The following is a 16,710-nucleotide window of genomic DNA, read 5'->3' as shown; positions in this document are numbered from 1 at the left end:
GAACAGAATGAGCCAGCAGTTTAACGTAGCGGTATTGGGTGCCAGCGGCGCCGTGGGTCAGGCGATGATCGAGATCCTGGAAGAGCGCGAATTTCCGGTAGCGACCCTCTATCCGCTGGCTTCCAGCCGCAGCGCCGGTGATACCGTGCGCTTTGGCGGCAAGAACCTCGAGATCCTCGATGTGGAGGCGTTTGACTGGAGCCAGGTGCAGATCGCACTCTTCTCCGCCGGTGCCGAGGTCTCTGCCAAGTGGGCGCCGATTGCTGCCGAACACGGCTGCATCGTCATCGACAATACCTCCTGCTTCCGTTACGACGAAGATATCCCGCTGGTGATCCCGGAAGTGAACCCGGATGCGCTGGCCGATTTTCGCAATCGCAACATCATCGCCAATCCCAACTGCTCCACCATCCAGATGCTGGTGGCCCTGAAGCCGTTGCACGACGAAGTGGGCATTGCCCGCATCAACGTGGCCACCTATCAATCCGTGTCAGGCTCCGGCAAAGAGGGGGTCAGCGAGTTGGCGGGTCAGACCGCTCATCTGCTCAACGGTCGTCCGGTGGAACCGACTCTCTATCCGCAACAGATCGCCTTTAACCTGATCCCGCAGATCGACAGCTTCACCGACAACGGCTACACCCGTGAAGAGATGAAGATGGTATGGGAAACCCAGAAGATCCTGGGGGATGCCAGCATTGCCGTGAACCCCACCTGCGTGCGGGTGCCGGTCTTCTACGGCCACGCCGAGGCGGTACACGTCGAACTGCACCAGCCGCTCGATGCTGAACAGGTCAAGGACCTGCTGCGCAATGCGCCGGGTGTGACCCTGTTTGATGACGAAGGGGACTATCCGACCCCGGTGCGTGACGCAACCGGCAAGGATGAGGTGCTGGTGGGTCGGGTGCGCCAGGATATTTCTCATCCAAGTGGTATCAATATGTGGATCGTGGCCGATAACGTTCGTAAGGGCGCGGCAACCAACAGTGTACAGATTGCCGAGCTGCTGGTTCGCGACTATCTGTAAGGCTGGTCAGATGCCACCGATGCGCAGCAGGGAGTGCTGCGCATCCGGCCTGTGATCAAACCGGGGTGTGACCCATGCCGCACTCCGTCACTTCAAGATTCTGTTGCGATATCAACTGATTAAGTTTTTTCCTACACTCAGGGTCAAGTTGGGTGCTAAATGTGTCGGACTGCTGGCTTGCCAGGCGAGCCTGATTTATATTGAACCGACTGTTTTGGGGTAACTATCCAGATTTTTCAATGTGATAGGGCCGTCATACGAAGGAACGAATATGGGACATTCCCGCATAACATTGGCAACGCTACTCGCATTGGGTCTGCTGGGCACCGTCCAGGCTGAAGACTCGGCGCGGGAGCCTTTTTTTGTCGAGCTAAAAGGCCCTGACGAACCCGCACCTCCCGCCGTCAATTCCCAGCCGCTGGCGCAGCCGGTCGCCAGACCCGCCGCACAACCGGTGCGTACAACCGCCCAGCCGGTGGTGCGTCAGGTCACTGCCAATGCCGGTAGCTATGGCCCTGTTCGTCCGACCGATACCCTATGGAGCCTGGCGAGCAAATATCGCCCCTCCAATCGGGTCAGCGTCTACCAGACCATGGTGGCGATTTACGAGAAAAACCCCCGCAGTTTTGCCGATGGCAATATCAACCACATTCTGGTGGGATCCCGCATTCTGCTGCCGACCGTGGCCGAGGCGAGCGTCATCACTGATGCTCAGGCCCGTGCCAAGTTCCGCAGCGACAACGCCAGCTGGAAGGGGTTAAGCCCCAAATATCTGGCTGACAAGCAGGCCCATACCGCCAAGCCGGCTGCCGCCAAACCCGCGAAGGTTGAAGCCGCCAAGATCGAGCCGGTGAAGGCTGCGCCTGCGCCGCTGCCAGTGGCGAAAGCCGCCCCCATTCCCGCCCCGGTGGTGGCACCGCAACCGGCTGCTGAAACCAAAGAAGTGGCCAAGCTGAGCGAGCCTGCGCCGAAAGAGGCGGTAGCACCTGCTCCTAGCGCTGCAGAAGGCACCACCCCGGCGCCTCTGCCTTCCGATCTGGATAAACCGGTGGGCAAACCGGCTACCGAGATGGCGCTGGCACTGGAAGATGCCAATGCCCAGCTCGGCCAGGTGACCGAGATGAACCACAGGCTCAAGCTGCGTCTGCAATCCCTGACCGAAGAGGTGGAGACCCTCAAGGCCCAGCTGCAGGATCAGACCGCGCTGCAAAAAGAGATTGCCGAGCTCAAGGCGCAACCGGTCCCGCCGGTGGCAGCCGAGCCTGAGCCTGAGAAAAACTGGTTGATGGATCTGCTCTCCTCACCGCTCAACCTCGCCATGATCATTCTGCTGCCGGTGCTGCTGGTATTGGCGCTGGTGACCCTGTGGCTGCGTGCCCGTGCCCGCCGAGAGTTGGAAGAGCAGGAGAAGAGCCTCTCCGAATCTACTGCCATGATGATGGATCAGGAGCAGAGCGAGTTTGATGATCTGCTGAGCGTCGATGTGACCGACAACGAGCCGGTGCGCCCGGTGCCGGATCTCAACACCCCGGATGGCTTTATGCCGATGGAGCCTGACGAGCCGGCCGCCAAGCCGGATGTCGATCTGGTGTTCAGCGACGAGGGCGAGATGGAGCTGCAGGGCTTCGAGCCCGAGCGGATGGCGGCCCAGCCAGCCAGTCGTGACCCGGATCTGGTGCCGGATCTCGATCTCTCGCTGGATGAGCCCATCGCGCTGGCCAACGAGCCCGCCATGGATCTGGCCAGCGAGTTCAACCCCAAGCCCAAGGCCGCTGACGAGATCATGAGCGAAGAGGAGCTGCAGGCAGCCCTGTTTGCCGAGCTGGATGCGGATCTCTCAGCCGACCTCGAGCCCGATTTGAGCTCCATCGACGAAGTCGGCTCCGCTGACGACGATCTGGCGAGCTTCGATCTCGGCGATTTCGACAATGCCCTCGACGAGCCTGCTGCTGGCAAAGATGATAACGCCATTGATCTCAGTGCCGCAGAGGACGCCGACGAGAGTGCGGATGCCATGCTGGCCGAGCTCGGTCTTGAGCCTGTCAAGGCGAAGGAAGCCGAGCTGGATCTGGAGTGGGACCCCAACGAGCTGGCGCTCTCCGATTTTGAAGACGCGTTCGCCGAGGTGGAGTCTCATCCGGCGGATGTTCAACCCCGTGAGCAGGCGCAAGAGAGCGGCTACGTCGAGATCGACAAGCTGCTGGCCGAAGCGGATGCCACCGCGCCGGAGCAGGAGCCGTATCAGGGCTTCTCGCTGGATGTGGGGCTCGATGGCTTCCCCGAGGTGCTGCCGGAATCCACCGGATTTGACGTGGATGCCGACGACGGCGGTGTGGGTGCCAAGCTGGATCTGGCCCGTGCATACCTCGAGATTGATGACAAGGATAGCGCCCGCGAGCTGCTGCAAGAGGCGGCGGAGCAGGGCAGCGATCACCAGCGTGCCGAAGCCGAGAAGTTGCTCAAGCGGTTGGGCTAAAGCATCTCCCATCACGGGATCAGCAAAACGGGGGCAGCCAGCAGGCTGCCCTCTTCTTTTGGCGATTTGCGATGGGGGGATCATGGCCGCGCAGGTTCGCAATCCAGGCCAATTGCGCGCGTGGTGGGACTTTTCGGGCTGAGCGCGTATAATCCGCCCCGTTTCTTTCACTGCGTTTTCACAACAAGACAAGTTTATCCATGCGAATTGCCCTAGGTATTGAATATGACGGCAGCCGGTATTTCGGCTGGCAGCGTCAGCGTGAAGTGATCAGCGTGCAGGCTGAACTGGAGACGGCGCTGAGCCGGATTGCCAACCATCCTGTCTCCATCCAGTGTGCCGGACGCACCGATGCCGGTGTCCATGCGACCGGTCAGGTGATCCACTTCGATACCGAGGCGAACCGTGCCGAAGGGGCCTGGACCCTGGGGCTCAATTCCAACCTGCCGCCGGATATCGCCGTGCGCTGGGTCAAGCAGGTGGACGAGAGCTTCCACGCCCGCTTCAGCGCCACCGCCCGTCGCTACCGCTATGTCATCTACAACCACAACTACCGGCCGGCGATCCTCGGCAGTGGCGTCAGCCACTACCACGAGACCATCGATGCCGAGTTGATGCACCAGGCGGGTCAGAGCCTGCTGGGGGAGCACGACTTTAGCACCTTCCGTGCCGTCGCCTGCCAATCCAACACCCCGTGGCGCAATGTGACCCATCTGTGTGTCAGCCGCTCCGGCCCCTACATCGTGCTCGACATCAAGGCCAACGCCTTCCTGCACCATATGGTGCGCAACATCACCGGCTCCCTGCTGCTGGTGGGGCAGGGGCTCAAACCGGTGGAGTGGATTGCCGAGGTGCTGGCTGCCAAGGATCGCAATCTGGCCGGGCCGACCGCCAAGGCCGGTGGCCTCTATCTGGTCGACGTGGATTACCCGGCCGAGTTTGCTCTGCCGCAGTTGCCGCTCGGCCCGCTGTGGCTGCCGGACTCGGCACCGGGTACGACCAGTTTTTAGTAACTGCGCCCGAAAAATTGTGGTTTAATGACCCGTCATTTGTTGCCATCGAGCTATTAAGTTATTGAACAATCTAGGCTCGATGCGTTTTGTCAGGCACAAAAGCATTAAGGAATTCCATGAGCTGGCTTGAGAAGATTCTTCCCAAGAGCAAGATCACTGCGCCCCGTCGTCACAACATTCCGGAAGGGGTGTGGACCAAGTGCAGTGCTTGTGAACAGGTGCTCTACCGGGCAGAGTTGGAGCGCAACCTCGAAGTGTGCCCCAAGTGTGATCATCATATGCGCATCAGCGCCCGCGCCCGTCTCGAGAGCTTCCTCGATGAGCAGGGGCGTACCGAGATCGGTGCCGAGCTGGAGCCGCAGGATGTACTGAAATTCAAGGATTCCAAGCGCTACAAGGATCGTTTGTCTGCCGCTCAGAAAGAGACTGCGGAGAAAGATGCGCTGGTGGTGATGAAAGGGACCCTCAAAGGGGTACCGGTTGTCGCCTGTTCGTTCGAATTCTCCTTCATGGGGGGCTCCATGGCCTCCGTGGTCGGTGCCCGCTTCGTGCGCGCCGTCGAGGAGTGCATCAAGGAAGGCCGTGGTCTGGTCTGCTTCTCCGCCTCTGGTGGTGCTCGCATGCAGGAAGCCCTCTTCTCCCTGATGCAGATGGCCAAGACCAGTGCGGCGCTGGACCGTCTGTCCAAAGCCGGCCTGCCCTATATCTCCGTGCTGACCGACCCCACCATGGGTGGCGTCTCTGCCAGTCTGGCGATGCTGGGTGACATCAACGTGGGCGAGCCCAAGGCGCTGATCGGCTTTGCCGGCCCGCGCGTTATCGAGCAGACCGTGCGCGAGAAACTGCCGGAAGGCTTCCAGCGCTCCGAGTTCCTGCTGGAAAAGGGTGCCATCGATATCATCATCGATCGCCGCGAAATGCGTAACCGTCTGGCCAGCCTGCTCGCCAAAATGCTGAATACTCACGTCATCGAAGAGTGAAGATGAGTTCAAACATGCAACAATCCCAAAGCCGGTCGCTTGTCGACTGGCTTTCTTATTTGGAGCAGATCCATCCGGTCAATATCGACATGGGGCTGGATCGGGTCGGTGCTGTCGCCCGGCGCATGGGGCTTACCCAGCTGCCGTTCAAGGTGACCACGGTGGCGGGCACCAACGGCAAGGGCTCCAGCTGTGCCATGGCGGCCAGCATTCTGATGGCCGCAGGCTATAAGGTCGGCGTCTACTCCTCGCCCCATCTGCTGCGCTTTACCGAGCGGGTGCGGGTCAACGGGCAAGAGCTGCCCGACAGGGATCACTGCGCCGCCTTTGCCGAGGTGGAAGCTGCTCGCGGCGAGATTGCCCTTACCTTCTTCGAGTTCGCCACCTTGGCTGGCTTGTGGCTCTTCTGCCGCGCCGCCCCCGATGTGCTGCTGCTGGAAGTGGGGCTGGGTGGTCGGCTCGACGCCACCAACGTGGTGGAGTCCGATGTGGCGATGATCACCTCCATTGCCCTCGATCACTGCGACTGGCTGGGTGATACCCGCGAAGCAGTGGCTGTGGAGAAGGCTGGCGTCTATCGCGCTGGCAAGCCCGCCATCAGCGGTGAGCCTAATCCGCCCGCGACTATTGCCAGCGAAGCCCAGCGTCTTGGCGCCAACCTGCGTCAGGTCGGTATCGATTTTCGTGGCGATGAGCACGAGAGCGGTTGGGATTATCACGGCCTCAACCAGTGGCGGGATCTGCCAAAACCAGCGCTGCCGCTGATGAACGCGGTGACCGTGCTGGCAGCGCTGGAATCCCTCGGCTTGCCGCTGCCGGAGTCCGCCATTCGTGACGGGCTTGCCAATGCCCGGCTTGCTGGCCGGATGCAGCAGCTGCAAAGTGCGCCGCTGGTGATCGTCGATGTAGCCCACAACCCCCATTCGGCAGCCTATCTGGCAGCTCAATTGCGCAAGATGCCCTGCGCGGGTGTGCGCTGTGCCGTGGTCGGCATGCTCAAAGACAAGGACATGGCGGGCTCCCTTGCCGAACTCGATGGCTTGATTGGCGAGTGGTATCTGGCCAGCCTCACCGGCCCGCGCGCCGCCACTGCTGCGCAACTGGCTGCGGCGTTGGGGGAGGGCAAAGGGCCTGCCAGGGAGTTTGATGATGTCAGCGCCGCTTATCAGGCAGCGTTGGCCGCATCGAGTCCGGACGATATGGTCATTGTGTTTGGTTCGTTTTACACTGTCGCCGACATTCTGGCGGGTGTCGCCGTCTAGGCCACACCCCGGCTCCCCGGCCTTCGGGCGGGGAGCCAAATCGCATATTGAGTTACGTAAAGGTAGGATTCAACTTGGCCTCGAAGTTTCAAAACCGTCTGGTGGGCACCGTCATCCTGGTGGCCCTGGTTGTTATTTTCCTGCCGGACTTGCTGGATGGTCACAAGCTGGCACAAAAGGAGGAGGCCTTTGCCAAGATCCCGCTGCGCCCCGAGCTGGAGCCTGCCAAGCCTGCGCTGCAGGTCTCGGCAGCCAGCAGCCTGCCAGCCGATCATCTGGCCAGCCAGCAACAGGCCTCTGCGGCCCAGCAGTGGCAAGTGGAAGAGGTGGCTGACCCCATGACCCTCGCAGGTCAGGGCAACGGTGCGCAGCCGGCGACAACCCCTGCCGCACCGGCACCGGTTCAGCCGCAACAGAATGCCCAACCCAAGCCACAGCCCAAGCCGGAAGTGGTGGCCAAAAAACCGGTAGAACCGCCCAAGCCAGCACCCAAGCCGACGCCAGCCAAACCGGTTGAAGTGGCCAAGGCGCCCGCGCCGGCCAAGCCGCAGGCGGGTCAGATCAAGTCCCTCGACGATCTGATTGAAAGCAAGATGACCCAGCCGACCACTCCCGCGCCTGCTGCGGCACCGACACAGGGTAGCTGGATCCTCCAGCTTGGCGCCTTCAAGAACGTCGACAGTGTCAACGCACTGGTGAGCAAGCTGCGGGCGGCGGGCTACTCTGCCCACACCTCGCCGCGCACACCGGTGCAGGGTCAGCTCAACCGTGTCTTTATCGGGCCGGATGTCTCCAAGGCCAAACTGCAGGGGATGCAGGGGCGGATCTCCCAGATGACCGGCCTCAGTGGCTCGGTGGTCTCTTACAATCCGTAACGGCGTTGCCGTTGGCTATGGCCCTCTGAAACAAACACCGCGTCCTTTGCGCGGTGTTTTTTTATCTGGCCGTCGTGATTTTTAAGGACGGCGTCGTACAGGTCACCCCCCCGGTTGGGATTTTCGGGCAGTTGGGGTAGTCTGAGCCCTTCTGCTACTCACAGGAGTTCAAGATGATCCTCTCGACGACCCCCACGCTGGAAGGCAAAACCATTCGTGAATACCGCGGCATCGTGGTAGGCGAAGCCATTCTCGGCGCCAACATTTTCAAGGATCTCTTTGCCGGGATCCGTGACATCATCGGCGGCCGCTCCGGCGCCTATGAAAAAGAGCTGGCCCGTGCCCGCGAGATCGCCTTCGATGAGCTGAAAGAGCGCGCAGCGGCCCTTGGTGCCAACGCAGTGGTCGGCATCGATATCGACTACGAGGTGGTGGGGCAAAATGGCAGCATGCTGATGGTCAGCATCAGTGGCACCGCCGTGGTGGTCTGATCGGGCCTCCGCCTCTACATGGGCAATGAGCCGATAACCGGGTTATCGGCTTTTTTATTGCCTGTCTGATACGTGGCGGCTGGCGGGGTTGTCACTCAACCTATTGATTTTAAATATTTATATTTATTAATAATTCCACGGGCCGGTTTTATTTTTTTTCACTGGGTGGCCCGAGAGGGTCAAGCTAGAGTGCCGCCATCAGGAACGACACCGCTCACGGACGAGGTTCTCTTCTCTTGAAGGCGTATCACTATGAATCAAAAACCTGCTCTGCTGACCCTTGTCATGTTGGCCATGACCGCCCATGCCGGCAGTGCCCTCGCAGCGCTGCCCAACTTCAGCGCCACTTGTCCCACCGATATTCGGGTCAAGTCGCAAGGTGGCAACGTCTTTATCAATGGCAAGAAGGCGACCCTGAAAACGCTGGCGCCCGCCGCCTATTCGGCCACAAACGGCAAGGTGGTCATCGGGATCACCTTCGATCTGCCCGCCAGCGAACCCACCCTGGATTACGTCATCAAACATGATCGCCGAGCTCATGGCTTTTGCACCGTGCACGCCTGGTCGGCGGGCAAGGCAGCCGCACTGCCGATGGCCAAGGGAGATTCGCCCTATCAGGGCAAGTGGATCGCCAAAAACCGCGAGACCGGTGCCACGGTGGCCAATATTCAGGTGGATGGCAAGGAGCAGGTGTGGGTCAACGGAGTCAAGGTGAAGGCCAAGCGGGCCGATGGCGCGCTGCAGTTTCGTCAGGGCACCATCCTCTACACCTTGCAGGGGGATCCGCGTATTCGCGATGAGAGCGACTGGAATGACAGCGATGTTCAGAATACCGGCCCCATCCGGCTCGAGTAACAGACGTGCCGTGCCACGGCTTGGTCATTGATGCAAAAAGCAGAGAGCGGCCATGCCGCTCTCTGTTTTGTTGTCTCTATTGGGGATAGCCGTGCGGGGTTAGATGCCGTGGATGGCGTTGGCTTCCCCATACCAGTCCAGCTTGTCGGACAGAGTGACCACTGTGCCGATAATGATGAGACTCGGGCTCTTCACCTGACGGGCCAGTTCGGCCAACTGCTGCAGCTCGCCGCGCACCACCCGCTGACTGAGCTGGGTGCCTTGCTCCACCAGCGCCACCGGGGTGTGGCCGGGCATGCCGTGGGTTTGCAGCGCATCCTGAATGCGGGCGGCGTGGGCCAGCCCCATGTAGAAGACCAGGGTCTGGCGGGGGGCGGCCAGCGCCGACCACTCCTGGGCGATATTGCCCTCCTTGTCGTGACCGGTGATGAACTGTACTCGCTGGGCATGATCGCGGTGGGTGAGGGGAATGCCGCTGTAGGCGGCGCAGCCCGACGCAGCCGTGATGCCCGGTACCACCGAGAAGGGGATGCCTGCCTCGGCCAGGGTCTCCAGCTCCTCGCCACCCCGGCCAAAGATAAAGGGATCGCCCCCCTTGAGCCGCACCACCTGTTTGCCCAGTAGTGCTTGTTCCAGCAACAGTTGGTTAATCGCTTGTTGGGGCACACAGTGGCGGCCCGCCTCCTTGCCAACAAAGATCCGCTCGGCATCCCGGCGCACAAGCGCCAATACCTCCTGCGACACCAGTCGGTCATAGACCACCACATCCGCCTGCTGCAACTGCTGCAGACCGCTCAGGGTAAGCAGCCCCGCATCGCCGGGGCCGGCGCCCACCAGGGTGACGCTTCCCTTGTTCTGCGGTTGCTCCTCGAGCAGCTCTGCGACGCTCTGCTCGGCAGCCTGCTGTTGGCCGCGGGCCAGTTGGCGGGCGAGGCGATCGTGGCTAAAGAGTCGTTCCCAGAAGCGGCGGCGGGCCAGCTTGTCCGGAATGAGTTTGACTCGCTCGCGCAGCTTGCCCGCCAGCGCCGCGAGCTGGCCGAGGTGTTGCGGCAGCATGGCTTCGAGTTTTTCCCGCAGCTGGCGGCTCAGTACCGGTGCCGCGCCTGCGCTGGAGATGGCCACCATCAGCGGCGAGCGGTCGATGATGGCGGGCATGATGGCGCTGCAGTGGGCTGGGGAGTCCACCACATTGCAGAAGATCTGGCGCAGGTTCGCCTCATGAAAGACCTGCTGGTTGACCTCTTGCTGATTGGTGGCGGCGATCACCAGCCACTTGCCATCGAGCAGTTCGGGATGAAAGCTGGCGGCGCAGACGGTCAGGCGACCCTGCTCGGCCCAGCTCATCAGCTGGGGTTCCAGATGCGGGGCATTGATGGTGATCTTCGCCTTGGCATCGAGCAGCAGGCGCGCCTTGCGCACCGCCACCTCACCGCCGCCGACGATCAGGACCGGCTTGTTTTGCAACTGACAGAAGAGAGGGAGAAAGTCCATAACAGGCTCCGGATGCTGGCCCGCTCGCAATGTCGCGCCGGGCGAGATAGCAGGGCACGCCGTGACGCACCCCGGATGGTCGGGGGAAAGATCCCCCGACGGGAATAAAAAAGGGGAAGGGTGATCTACGCCCGGGCCAACGACAGATCCCCACCGGTGTCGGCCACTTGATCACGCTTCCCCAAACGAGGTTTTTCCTATTGCACCGCTTTGACGTGCATGTTGGCGACGTACTGATCTTCGGCCCAGAAGATGCGGTCAGCGACCATGGCTTCCGGGTTGAGGGTGACGCCGCGCAGCACCCGCTCCTTGAACTTGTGATAACCGGCCCGGTCGATAAGGTGACCCATGTGCAGGTAGATGGGTTTGCCATCCAGCATCTCGGCCTCGAACTCGAACAGGTTCTTGATCACCGCGTGCAGCACCTCTTCGGTCACCCAGTTGAGGAACAGCTTGCCGGTACGGGGGGTCTTCTTGCTGGTGCGCCCCCCCAGCTTGACCATATAGAGCTGCTTGGGATCCCGCTGCCAGGCCAGGGTCGGGCAGGCCAGCACACACTCGCCACAGCCGATGCACTTGCTCTCCTCCTTGACCGCCTTGCCATGCTTGATGGCGAGGCAATCCACAGCGTGGTGGCTGCACGCCTTGACGCAGGCGCCGCAGCCGATGCAACGCTCGGCATTGAAGTGGATCTTGGCGATGCCGAGGATGCCGAAGTCGGCCATGTTGGCCTTGGCGCAGTCGTTGGGACAGCCGGCGATCACCATCTTGAGGTGATAGGGGTTGGGGTAGAGGTGCTTCTCCATCCGCTGAGCCAGCCCGGTGCAGTCGATATTGCCCTTCTGGCAGATGGTATTGCCCTGACAGGCGACGATGTTGCGCCCGCCGATGGTCTGGTAACCGGCTGTGGTGTCCTCTACCTCGATGCCGCAGGTCTCCACCTCGATCTCCTTGATAAAGGGCTCGAGGGCGGCGTTGACCTTGTCCATGTCCTGATACTTGATGCCGGGCATCGCCAGCTTCTGGCGGGTGGTGAGGTGGATCAGGCCGTTGCCATACTGTTCGGCGATCTGCTGGGCCACCGCCAGCAGGTGGGCGGGCATGATCCCGCCGGGAATGCGTACGCTGATCATCGCTTCGCCGCGCACCTTGGAGAGGCGGTATTCGTTCTTGGCGCGGGCCTTGATGATGTCTATATCGAGACTCATGGTGTTCTCCCTCAGTCGATCAGATGCTGGGCCTGGTCAAAACGAAAGACCGGTCCATCCACGCAGATATAGGTGTCGCCCATCCGGCAGTGGCCACACTTGCCCACGGCGCAGGCCATGCGGCGTTCGTAGTCGACCCAGATGCGATCCTTGGGGATGCCCCGCTCGAGGAAGGCGAGCACCACGAAGCGGATCATGATGGGGGGGCCGACCACGATCACCTGGATATCCCCCTTGTCAGCGAGATCCAGCTGGTCGATGTAGTCGGTGACCCGGCCAATGCGGAACTGCTCGCTCTCCTTGCCCTCGTCCAGGGTGACGATGAGGTTCTGCTGCTCGGCCCAGAGCGGCATCTCGTGGCGATAGAGCACCGCCTGCTCGTTCTTGAAGCCGAGGATCATGTCGAGGGATTTCACCTCTTCCGGATGTTTGCTGAAGCGGCGCAGCAGCCCCTTGACCGGCGCGACGCCGGTGCCGCCCGCCACCACGATGAGGTGCTTGTTGCGGTAGGTCTCCAGCGGATAGCCGTTGCCGTGGACGCCGCGCATCCACACCTTGTCGCCCACATCGAGGGCAAACAGCGCATCGGTCACCTTGCCGACCTTGCGGATCAACAGATCCACATAGCCATCGCCATAGTCGGAGACCGAGATGGGCGCTTCGCCGACGGTGGGCAGGGAGATCTCCACAAACTGGCCGTAGTGGACATCAAAGTCGCGTGATACCCGAAAGTTCCACTCAAGCTCGGTGTGGCGCTCGATGGCCAGAATGGTGTAGGCCTTGGGCAGCAGGCGGTTTTCGACCACGTCCTGCTGCGGTGCTGCTGTTGCGGTTTGCTGGCACTGGCACATATCAGTTCGCCCCCTGCGCGTTGTCGGCTGCGATGGTCTGTTCGACCACATCGGTCATCTTGTTGATGATGTTGCTAAAGGAGATGTAGTGAGGGCAGCGATCGTCGCAGCGGCCGCAGCCGACGCACATGTGCTCCTCCCCCTGACGGGCCTTGTAGTCGTTGACCTTGTGCAGGGCGCGATAACGCAGGCGCTCGCCATGTTTGGCGCGAAAACCGTGGCCACCGGCCATGTCGCTGAAGCCATCCACCATGCAGCTGGCCCACTGGCGACGGCGCTCACCCTGCTTGGGGTTCTCGGCATAGGTGAGGTCGTGCACGCTGTAGCAGCTGCAGGTCGGGCAGGAGGTGGTACAGCGGCCGCAGCCGATGCAGCGGCTGTCGTACTCGGCCCAGACCGGATGGGCGGTGAGGATCTGGCGGATCCGCTGGGGGTCGTCACAGACGCTGTCCGGGGTGCGTACCTTGACCGGGTTGCTCTGGACAAATTCAGGGGTGAAGTCGTCGGATTCACCCAGCTCTGCAAAGTAGCCGAGCAGCTCGGGATCCTTCACCTCAATACGGGCACCCTCATCGCTCAGACGAATGGCGGCGGCGTAGTCCTGGGCCTCGTTGCTGCCCATGGAGACGCAGAAGCAGTTCTCGAAGCTCTCGCGGCACTCCAGCAGCACCAGCTTGAGCTTGCTGCGCAGCCGGGCGTAGTAGACGTCGCTGTTCTGGCCGTTTTTCAGGTAGACCTGATCCAGCCTGCGCAGGGCGTGGATATCGCAGCTGCGCAAGAACAGCAGGGTGGGTTTGGCCTCCACCTTTGATTCACGCAGCTCCAGATTGTCGAAGTGGAACAGGGTCTGGGTGATGGGGAGCACCACCTCTTTCGGGGAGAAGTGGGACTTCTCCTGCCACACCAGATCGGCCGGATGGCGGATGCTGTGGTAGGTGACGTTGTCGGTGTCGGAGAAGCGGCCGCCCCGATATTCGGCCGCGGGCGCCATGATCCGGTAATCGGGCAGCAGCCGCTCGAACAGCTGCGCCAGCGCGGGATGGGTGAGAAGAAACGACATAAATAAACACCTTGTATGAGGGTGAGATGCCCTGGCATAGGGATGAGGAGCGGGCCGGTCTGGGTGTCTGGCACCGGTTCTGGCCGCGCTTGCCTCGCCACGGTCTGTTTTTATGACTCATGTTGCTCAACTGACCCGATTGTTATTGTGTTGGCGGCGCGTGCGTCGCGGCAGGTCGGGTCATGCCTGTAAAACCCTTATCAATTGAGCAGGGCGGCCTGATAGCCTGCGCACTTGCCCATCACGTATCCCATCTCCAGCTTGTTGATGTCGCGGGTAAAACGGGAAACGGGGAAGTAGTCGGCCGGGGCGATCACCTCGATCTGGCAGTCCTCCGGCGGATTGGCGATAAAATCGAGCGCCTCGTTGTAGCTGCGATCCCGCTGCTCCAGCGCCTGTGCCAGCGCGGGGCGGGTCTTGAGCAGGGTGCGGATCATCCAGGGGAAGGGCATCGGCTTGAGCCGATAGCCAAGGGGCTCGGAGAGGATCACCGTCAGGTGACGGGCACCGCGGCGGTAGGCCTCGATCACCGGGATGGAGTCGGCCACCCCCCCATCTGTCATCGGTACCCCGTGTACCTCCGGGTATTCGTGGGAGGCGAGGGGAATGGCGCAGCTGGCGGGCAGCACCTCGTTCATGTTCTCCGGCTTGACCCGGATGTACTCCGCCTTGCCGGTCAGGGTATTGGTCACCACCGCATAGAAGGGGATGCCGGTCTCCCGGTAGGCGTGAATGTCGAGGGGATACTTGCGACAGCTGGTGTTCCACAGCCAGTGGATATCCACCAGATTGCCCCCCTTGGCAAAACGCAGGGGATCCATAAACTGCTGGCTGCATGCCAGTTTGGTCAGGATCTCGTGGCTACGGCCATGCTGGCTGGCGAGATAAGCCAGCAAGTTGGTGGCCCCCGCCGAGACGCCGATGGCGAAGTCAAAGGGGCGATAGTCATGCTCGATAAACGCATCCAGCACGCCGCTGGCAAATATGCCGCGCATGGCACCGCCTTCTACAACCAATGCGCTGGGGGATGCGTTTTTGTTCATGACAGGCACCTCATTGATAAGTCAGAGAGAAAAAGTGGGAAAGAGAACGTTCGGGCTGTCAGGCCGACCGTTCTGACAACCAACCGGGGTTGGCCATCGCAATGAGGTCATTCTAGGAAGGGGATGGTGTTTAGAATATCTGTTAATAATGAATCAAGTGTTTTGTATTTCTAAACGATAGTGATAAACCCGTTGTGATCAAAGGGGTTGTGTAGGAGTCTCAACGACTCTGTGATGGCTGGATATTGGCAAGGATGAGTGTGTCATGACGTTATTGGTTCCCCCGCTGCTCCAACGTGGCGATACCATCGCTTTTTTCTCCCCCTCCAGCGCGGCGACTGCCTGGGCACCCAACCGTTTTGCCCGCGCAAAAGCCTTTCTTGAGGGGCAGGGCTTTAGGCTCAAGGCGGGCAGCCTCACCGGCCAGCAGGAGCACTGGCGTTCCGGCTCCATCGTTGCGCGGGCCGAGGAGCTCAACGCCCTTATTCGCGACCCAGAAGTACGCTGCATCATGTCGGTGATTGGCGGCAGCAACTCCAACTCCCTGCTGCCCTACCTCGATTTTGAGGCGCTGAGGCGCGACCCCAAGATCATCGTCGGCTACTCAGACGTGACGGCGCTACTGCTCGGCATCCACGCCCAAACTGGCCTGGTTACCTTTTATGGCCCGGCGCTGGTGGCCTCCTTTGGCGAGTTGCCGCCGCTGGTGGATGAGACGCTGGCCAGTTTTTTACAGATTGCATTGGCCGATGAAGCTGGCGTCCCCTGCACGCTGCCCACCCCGGTAAAGTGGAGCGATGAACGGCTCGATTGGGAAAGCCAGACCCGGGCCAAGCGTTGCCAGCCCAATCGGCTGATCTCGGTGGGTTCAGGTCGGGTTGAGGGACGGCTGATTGGCGGCAACCTCAACACCATGGCGGGGATCTGGGGCTCCCCCTATATGCCCGTCATCGAGCACGGCGACATTTTGCTGCTGGAGGACAGCCTGAAATCTGCCGAGACGGTGGAGCGATCCTTTGCCCATCTCAAGCTGTGCGGGGTCTTTGATAGGATCGGCGCGCTTATTCTCGGCAAGCACGAGCAGTTCAACGATCAGGGTAGCGGCAAGCGCCCCCTCGATATCCTGCTGGAGGTGGTGGGGGAGCCGAGCTTCCCCATTCTGGCGGAGTTTGACTGCGCCCATACCCACCCCATGCTGACGTTGCCGCTGGGTATCGAGGTGGCGCTTGATCTCGACCGCCAGCAGCTCACGCTACTTGAGCCCTGGTGGCGAGCAGAATGAGTGCGAAATGAATGTCCAACAACAAGGCCGTGGATGCGGCCTTGTCTGTTTTTGTGGGGCGTGATCAGGGCAGGGCATCGGGCCGGAAGCTGGCGCGGATCTGCGGCACCAGGCTTGATGGGTCGAAGCCTTTCTCCTCGCCTAGCACCGGATGGAGCAGGGGCTTCTCTTCGATGGGGGTGATATCCCCCGCCAGCAGCTGGCGGGTGGCCTGCCCCATCTGGTAGAGCTGGCGCACCGGCGCAAACTGGGTCGCCAGATTGAGGGGATCATCGGCGCGGGTGAAGGCCATCATGGGGATCTGGTAGGTGGCATCGCGGGCCGGTTTGTCACCGTGAATCCCCTTGCCGGCGGACATCAAAAACGGCTGGTGATCGCCAAAGGCCACCACCAGATAGCGCTTGTCCGACTGGTCGAGGGTCTTGAGCAGCCGCTCCAGCGAGGCCATGGCATCAACCACCCCGGTGTAGTAGGTGTTGAGCAGCTGGGTGTCACTCTCGCTCTGGTTCGGGCAGGCGCCGCTGCGCTCCTGCCCCTGATAGCGGGGGCCATCGAAGGGGCCGTGCCCCTGCATGGTGACCGCATAGGCAAACAGCGGTTTGTCATCCTGTTCGCTGCGCTTGAGCAGGTGGTCGATGAGCGCATCATCGGAGATATAGAGTCCCTTGTGCTCAAGGGTGGTGAAGCGGGTGTCGAACCAGCGCTCCTCATAGCCGAGCGCCGGGATCGCCTTGGCGCGGCCCCAGAATTTTTCCACATAGGGGTGGGCGAACAGGGTCTGGTAGCCGTTCTGTCTGGC

Annotated in this window: 15 protein-coding genes; 9 read left to right on the top strand and 6 right to left on the bottom strand. The window is 61.3% G+C overall.

Annotation, left to right across the window (positions count from 1 at the left end; genetic code table 11):
- Window positions 1-7: 7 nt before the first annotated feature.
- The 8 genes from AB5Y85_RS14865 (at window position 8) to AB5Y85_RS14830 (ending at window position 8,976) form a co-directional block, all read left to right on the top strand.
- Window positions 8-1,024 (top strand): aspartate-semialdehyde dehydrogenase, encoded by a 1,017-nt coding sequence (locus AB5Y85_RS14865; protein ID WP_167573081.1) that lies wholly within the window; start codon window positions 8-10, stop codon window positions 1,022-1,024.
- A 271-nt stretch (window positions 1,025-1,295) separates the two neighbouring features.
- Window positions 1,296-3,500, top strand: coding sequence for a FimV/HubP family polar landmark protein (locus tag AB5Y85_RS14860; protein WP_129503827.1), 2,205 nt, complete (start codon window positions 1,296-1,298; stop codon window positions 3,498-3,500).
- Window positions 3,501-3,700: 200 nt separating this feature from the next.
- Window positions 3,701-4,510, top strand: a complete 810-nt coding sequence (gene truA, locus AB5Y85_RS14855) for a tRNA pseudouridine(38-40) synthase TruA (RefSeq protein WP_040066446.1) — start codon at window positions 3,701-3,703, stop codon at window positions 4,508-4,510.
- 119 nt (window positions 4,511-4,629) lie between these two features.
- Window positions 4,630-5,493, top strand: a complete 864-nt coding sequence (accD, locus tag AB5Y85_RS14850) for an acetyl-CoA carboxylase, carboxyltransferase subunit beta (protein ID WP_042053089.1) — start codon at window positions 4,630-4,632, stop codon at window positions 5,491-5,493.
- A 2-nt stretch (window positions 5,494-5,495) separates the two neighbouring features.
- Window positions 5,496-6,755 carry a bifunctional tetrahydrofolate synthase/dihydrofolate synthase gene (gene folC / locus AB5Y85_RS14845; protein ID WP_257687452.1) on the top strand — a complete coding sequence of 420 codons (1,260 nt, stop codon included), beginning with the start codon at window positions 5,496-5,498 and terminating at the stop codon, window positions 6,753-6,755.
- A gap of 74 nt (window positions 6,756-6,829) precedes the next feature.
- Window positions 6,830-7,630 (top strand): cell division protein DedD, encoded by an 801-nt coding sequence (gene dedD / locus AB5Y85_RS14840; protein WP_257687453.1) that lies wholly within the window; start codon window positions 6,830-6,832, stop codon window positions 7,628-7,630.
- Between the two features lie 173 nt (window positions 7,631-7,803).
- Entirely contained in the window at window positions 7,804-8,121 is a 318-nt protein-coding gene (locus AB5Y85_RS14835; protein WP_005333757.1) for a heavy metal-binding domain-containing protein, read from the top strand.
- 252 nt (window positions 8,122-8,373) lie between these two features.
- Complete coding sequence (locus tag AB5Y85_RS14830) at window positions 8,374-8,976, top strand: hypothetical protein (RefSeq protein WP_088869211.1); 603 nt, start codon at window positions 8,374-8,376, stop codon at window positions 8,974-8,976.
- Between the two features lie 99 nt (window positions 8,977-9,075).
- Here the strand turns inward: AB5Y85_RS14830 and cysG are convergent, their stop codons facing one another.
- The 5 genes from cysG to AB5Y85_RS14805 form a co-directional block, all read right to left on the bottom strand.
- Entirely contained in the window at window positions 9,076-10,467 is a 1,392-nt protein-coding gene (gene cysG, locus AB5Y85_RS14825; RefSeq protein WP_257687454.1) for a siroheme synthase CysG, read from the bottom strand.
- Between the two features lie 197 nt (window positions 10,468-10,664).
- Entirely contained in the window at window positions 10,665-11,675 is a 1,011-nt protein-coding gene (asrC, locus tag AB5Y85_RS14820; RefSeq protein WP_040066440.1) for a sulfite reductase subunit C, read from the bottom strand.
- A gap of 11 nt (window positions 11,676-11,686) precedes the next feature.
- The gene (gene asrB, locus AB5Y85_RS14815; protein ID WP_335838904.1) at window positions 11,687-12,526 is read right to left on the bottom strand and encodes an anaerobic sulfite reductase subunit AsrB; all 840 of its coding nucleotides are present in this window, start codon (window positions 12,524-12,526) and stop codon (window positions 11,687-11,689) included.
- 1 nt (window position 12,527) lies between these two features.
- On the bottom strand, window positions 12,528-13,586 hold the full coding sequence (gene asrA, locus AB5Y85_RS14810; protein ID WP_335838903.1) for an anaerobic sulfite reductase subunit AsrA: 1,059 nt from the start codon (window positions 13,584-13,586) through the stop codon (window positions 12,528-12,530).
- A gap of 200 nt (window positions 13,587-13,786) precedes the next feature.
- Complete coding sequence (locus tag AB5Y85_RS14805) at window positions 13,787-14,629, bottom strand: patatin family protein (RefSeq protein ID WP_005333746.1); 843 nt, start codon at window positions 14,627-14,629, stop codon at window positions 13,787-13,789.
- A 265-nt stretch (window positions 14,630-14,894) separates the two neighbouring features.
- Between AB5Y85_RS14805 and AB5Y85_RS14800 the strand changes: the two genes are divergently transcribed.
- Window positions 14,895-15,911 (top strand): S66 peptidase family protein, encoded by a 1,017-nt coding sequence (locus AB5Y85_RS14800; RefSeq protein ID WP_257687457.1) that lies wholly within the window; start codon window positions 14,895-14,897, stop codon window positions 15,909-15,911.
- 64 nt (window positions 15,912-15,975) lie between these two features.
- Here the strand turns inward: AB5Y85_RS14800 and AB5Y85_RS14795 are convergent.
- Window positions 15,976-16,710: sulfatase-like hydrolase/transferase (locus tag AB5Y85_RS14795; RefSeq protein WP_368221671.1), on the bottom strand; the 735-nt coding region annotated here is incomplete at its 5' end.

Origin of the sequence: Aeromonas sp. R3-1 (assembly GCF_040908345.1) — a bacterium.
Classification (GTDB): Bacteria; Pseudomonadota; Gammaproteobacteria; order Enterobacterales; family Aeromonadaceae; genus Aeromonas; species Aeromonas veronii.
This window is presented reverse-complemented; position numbering and strand designations above follow the sequence as displayed.

Bases quoted from the DNA above. Each gene is read 5' to 3' on its own strand.
- AB5Y85_RS14835 (WP_005333757.1), top strand. From the start codon at position 7,804: ATGATCCTCTCGACGACCCCCACGCTGGAAGGCAAAACCATTCGTGAA.
- asrA (WP_335838903.1), bottom strand. From the start codon at position 13,586: ATGTCGTTTCTTCTCACCCATCCCGCGCTGGCGCAGCTGTTCGAGCGG.
- AB5Y85_RS14805 (WP_005333746.1), bottom strand. From the start codon at position 14,629: ATGAACAAAAACGCATCCCCCAGCGCATTGGTTGTAGAAGGCGGTGCC.
- cysG (WP_257687454.1), bottom strand. From the start codon at position 10,467: ATGGACTTTCTCCCTCTCTTCTGTCAGTTGCAAAACAAGCCGGTCCTG.
- AB5Y85_RS14830 (WP_088869211.1), top strand. From the start codon at position 8,374: ATGAATCAAAAACCTGCTCTGCTGACCCTTGTCATGTTGGCCATGACC.
- AB5Y85_RS14865 (WP_167573081.1), top strand. From the start codon at position 8: ATGAGCCAGCAGTTTAACGTAGCGGTATTGGGTGCCAGCGGCGCCGTG.
- AB5Y85_RS14800 (WP_257687457.1), top strand. From the start codon at position 14,895: ATGACGTTATTGGTTCCCCCGCTGCTCCAACGTGGCGATACCATCGCT.
- truA (WP_040066446.1), top strand. From the start codon at position 3,701: ATGCGAATTGCCCTAGGTATTGAATATGACGGCAGCCGGTATTTCGGC.
- AB5Y85_RS14860 (WP_129503827.1), top strand. From the start codon at position 1,296: ATGGGACATTCCCGCATAACATTGGCAACGCTACTCGCATTGGGTCTG.
- folC (WP_257687452.1), top strand. From the start codon at position 5,496: ATGAGTTCAAACATGCAACAATCCCAAAGCCGGTCGCTTGTCGACTGG.
- asrB (WP_335838904.1), bottom strand. From the start codon at position 12,526: ATGTGCCAGTGCCAGCAAACCGCAACAGCAGCACCGCAGCAGGACGTG.
- accD (WP_042053089.1), top strand. From the start codon at position 4,630: ATGAGCTGGCTTGAGAAGATTCTTCCCAAGAGCAAGATCACTGCGCCC.
- asrC (WP_040066440.1), bottom strand. From the start codon at position 11,675: ATGAGTCTCGATATAGACATCATCAAGGCCCGCGCCAAGAACGAATAC.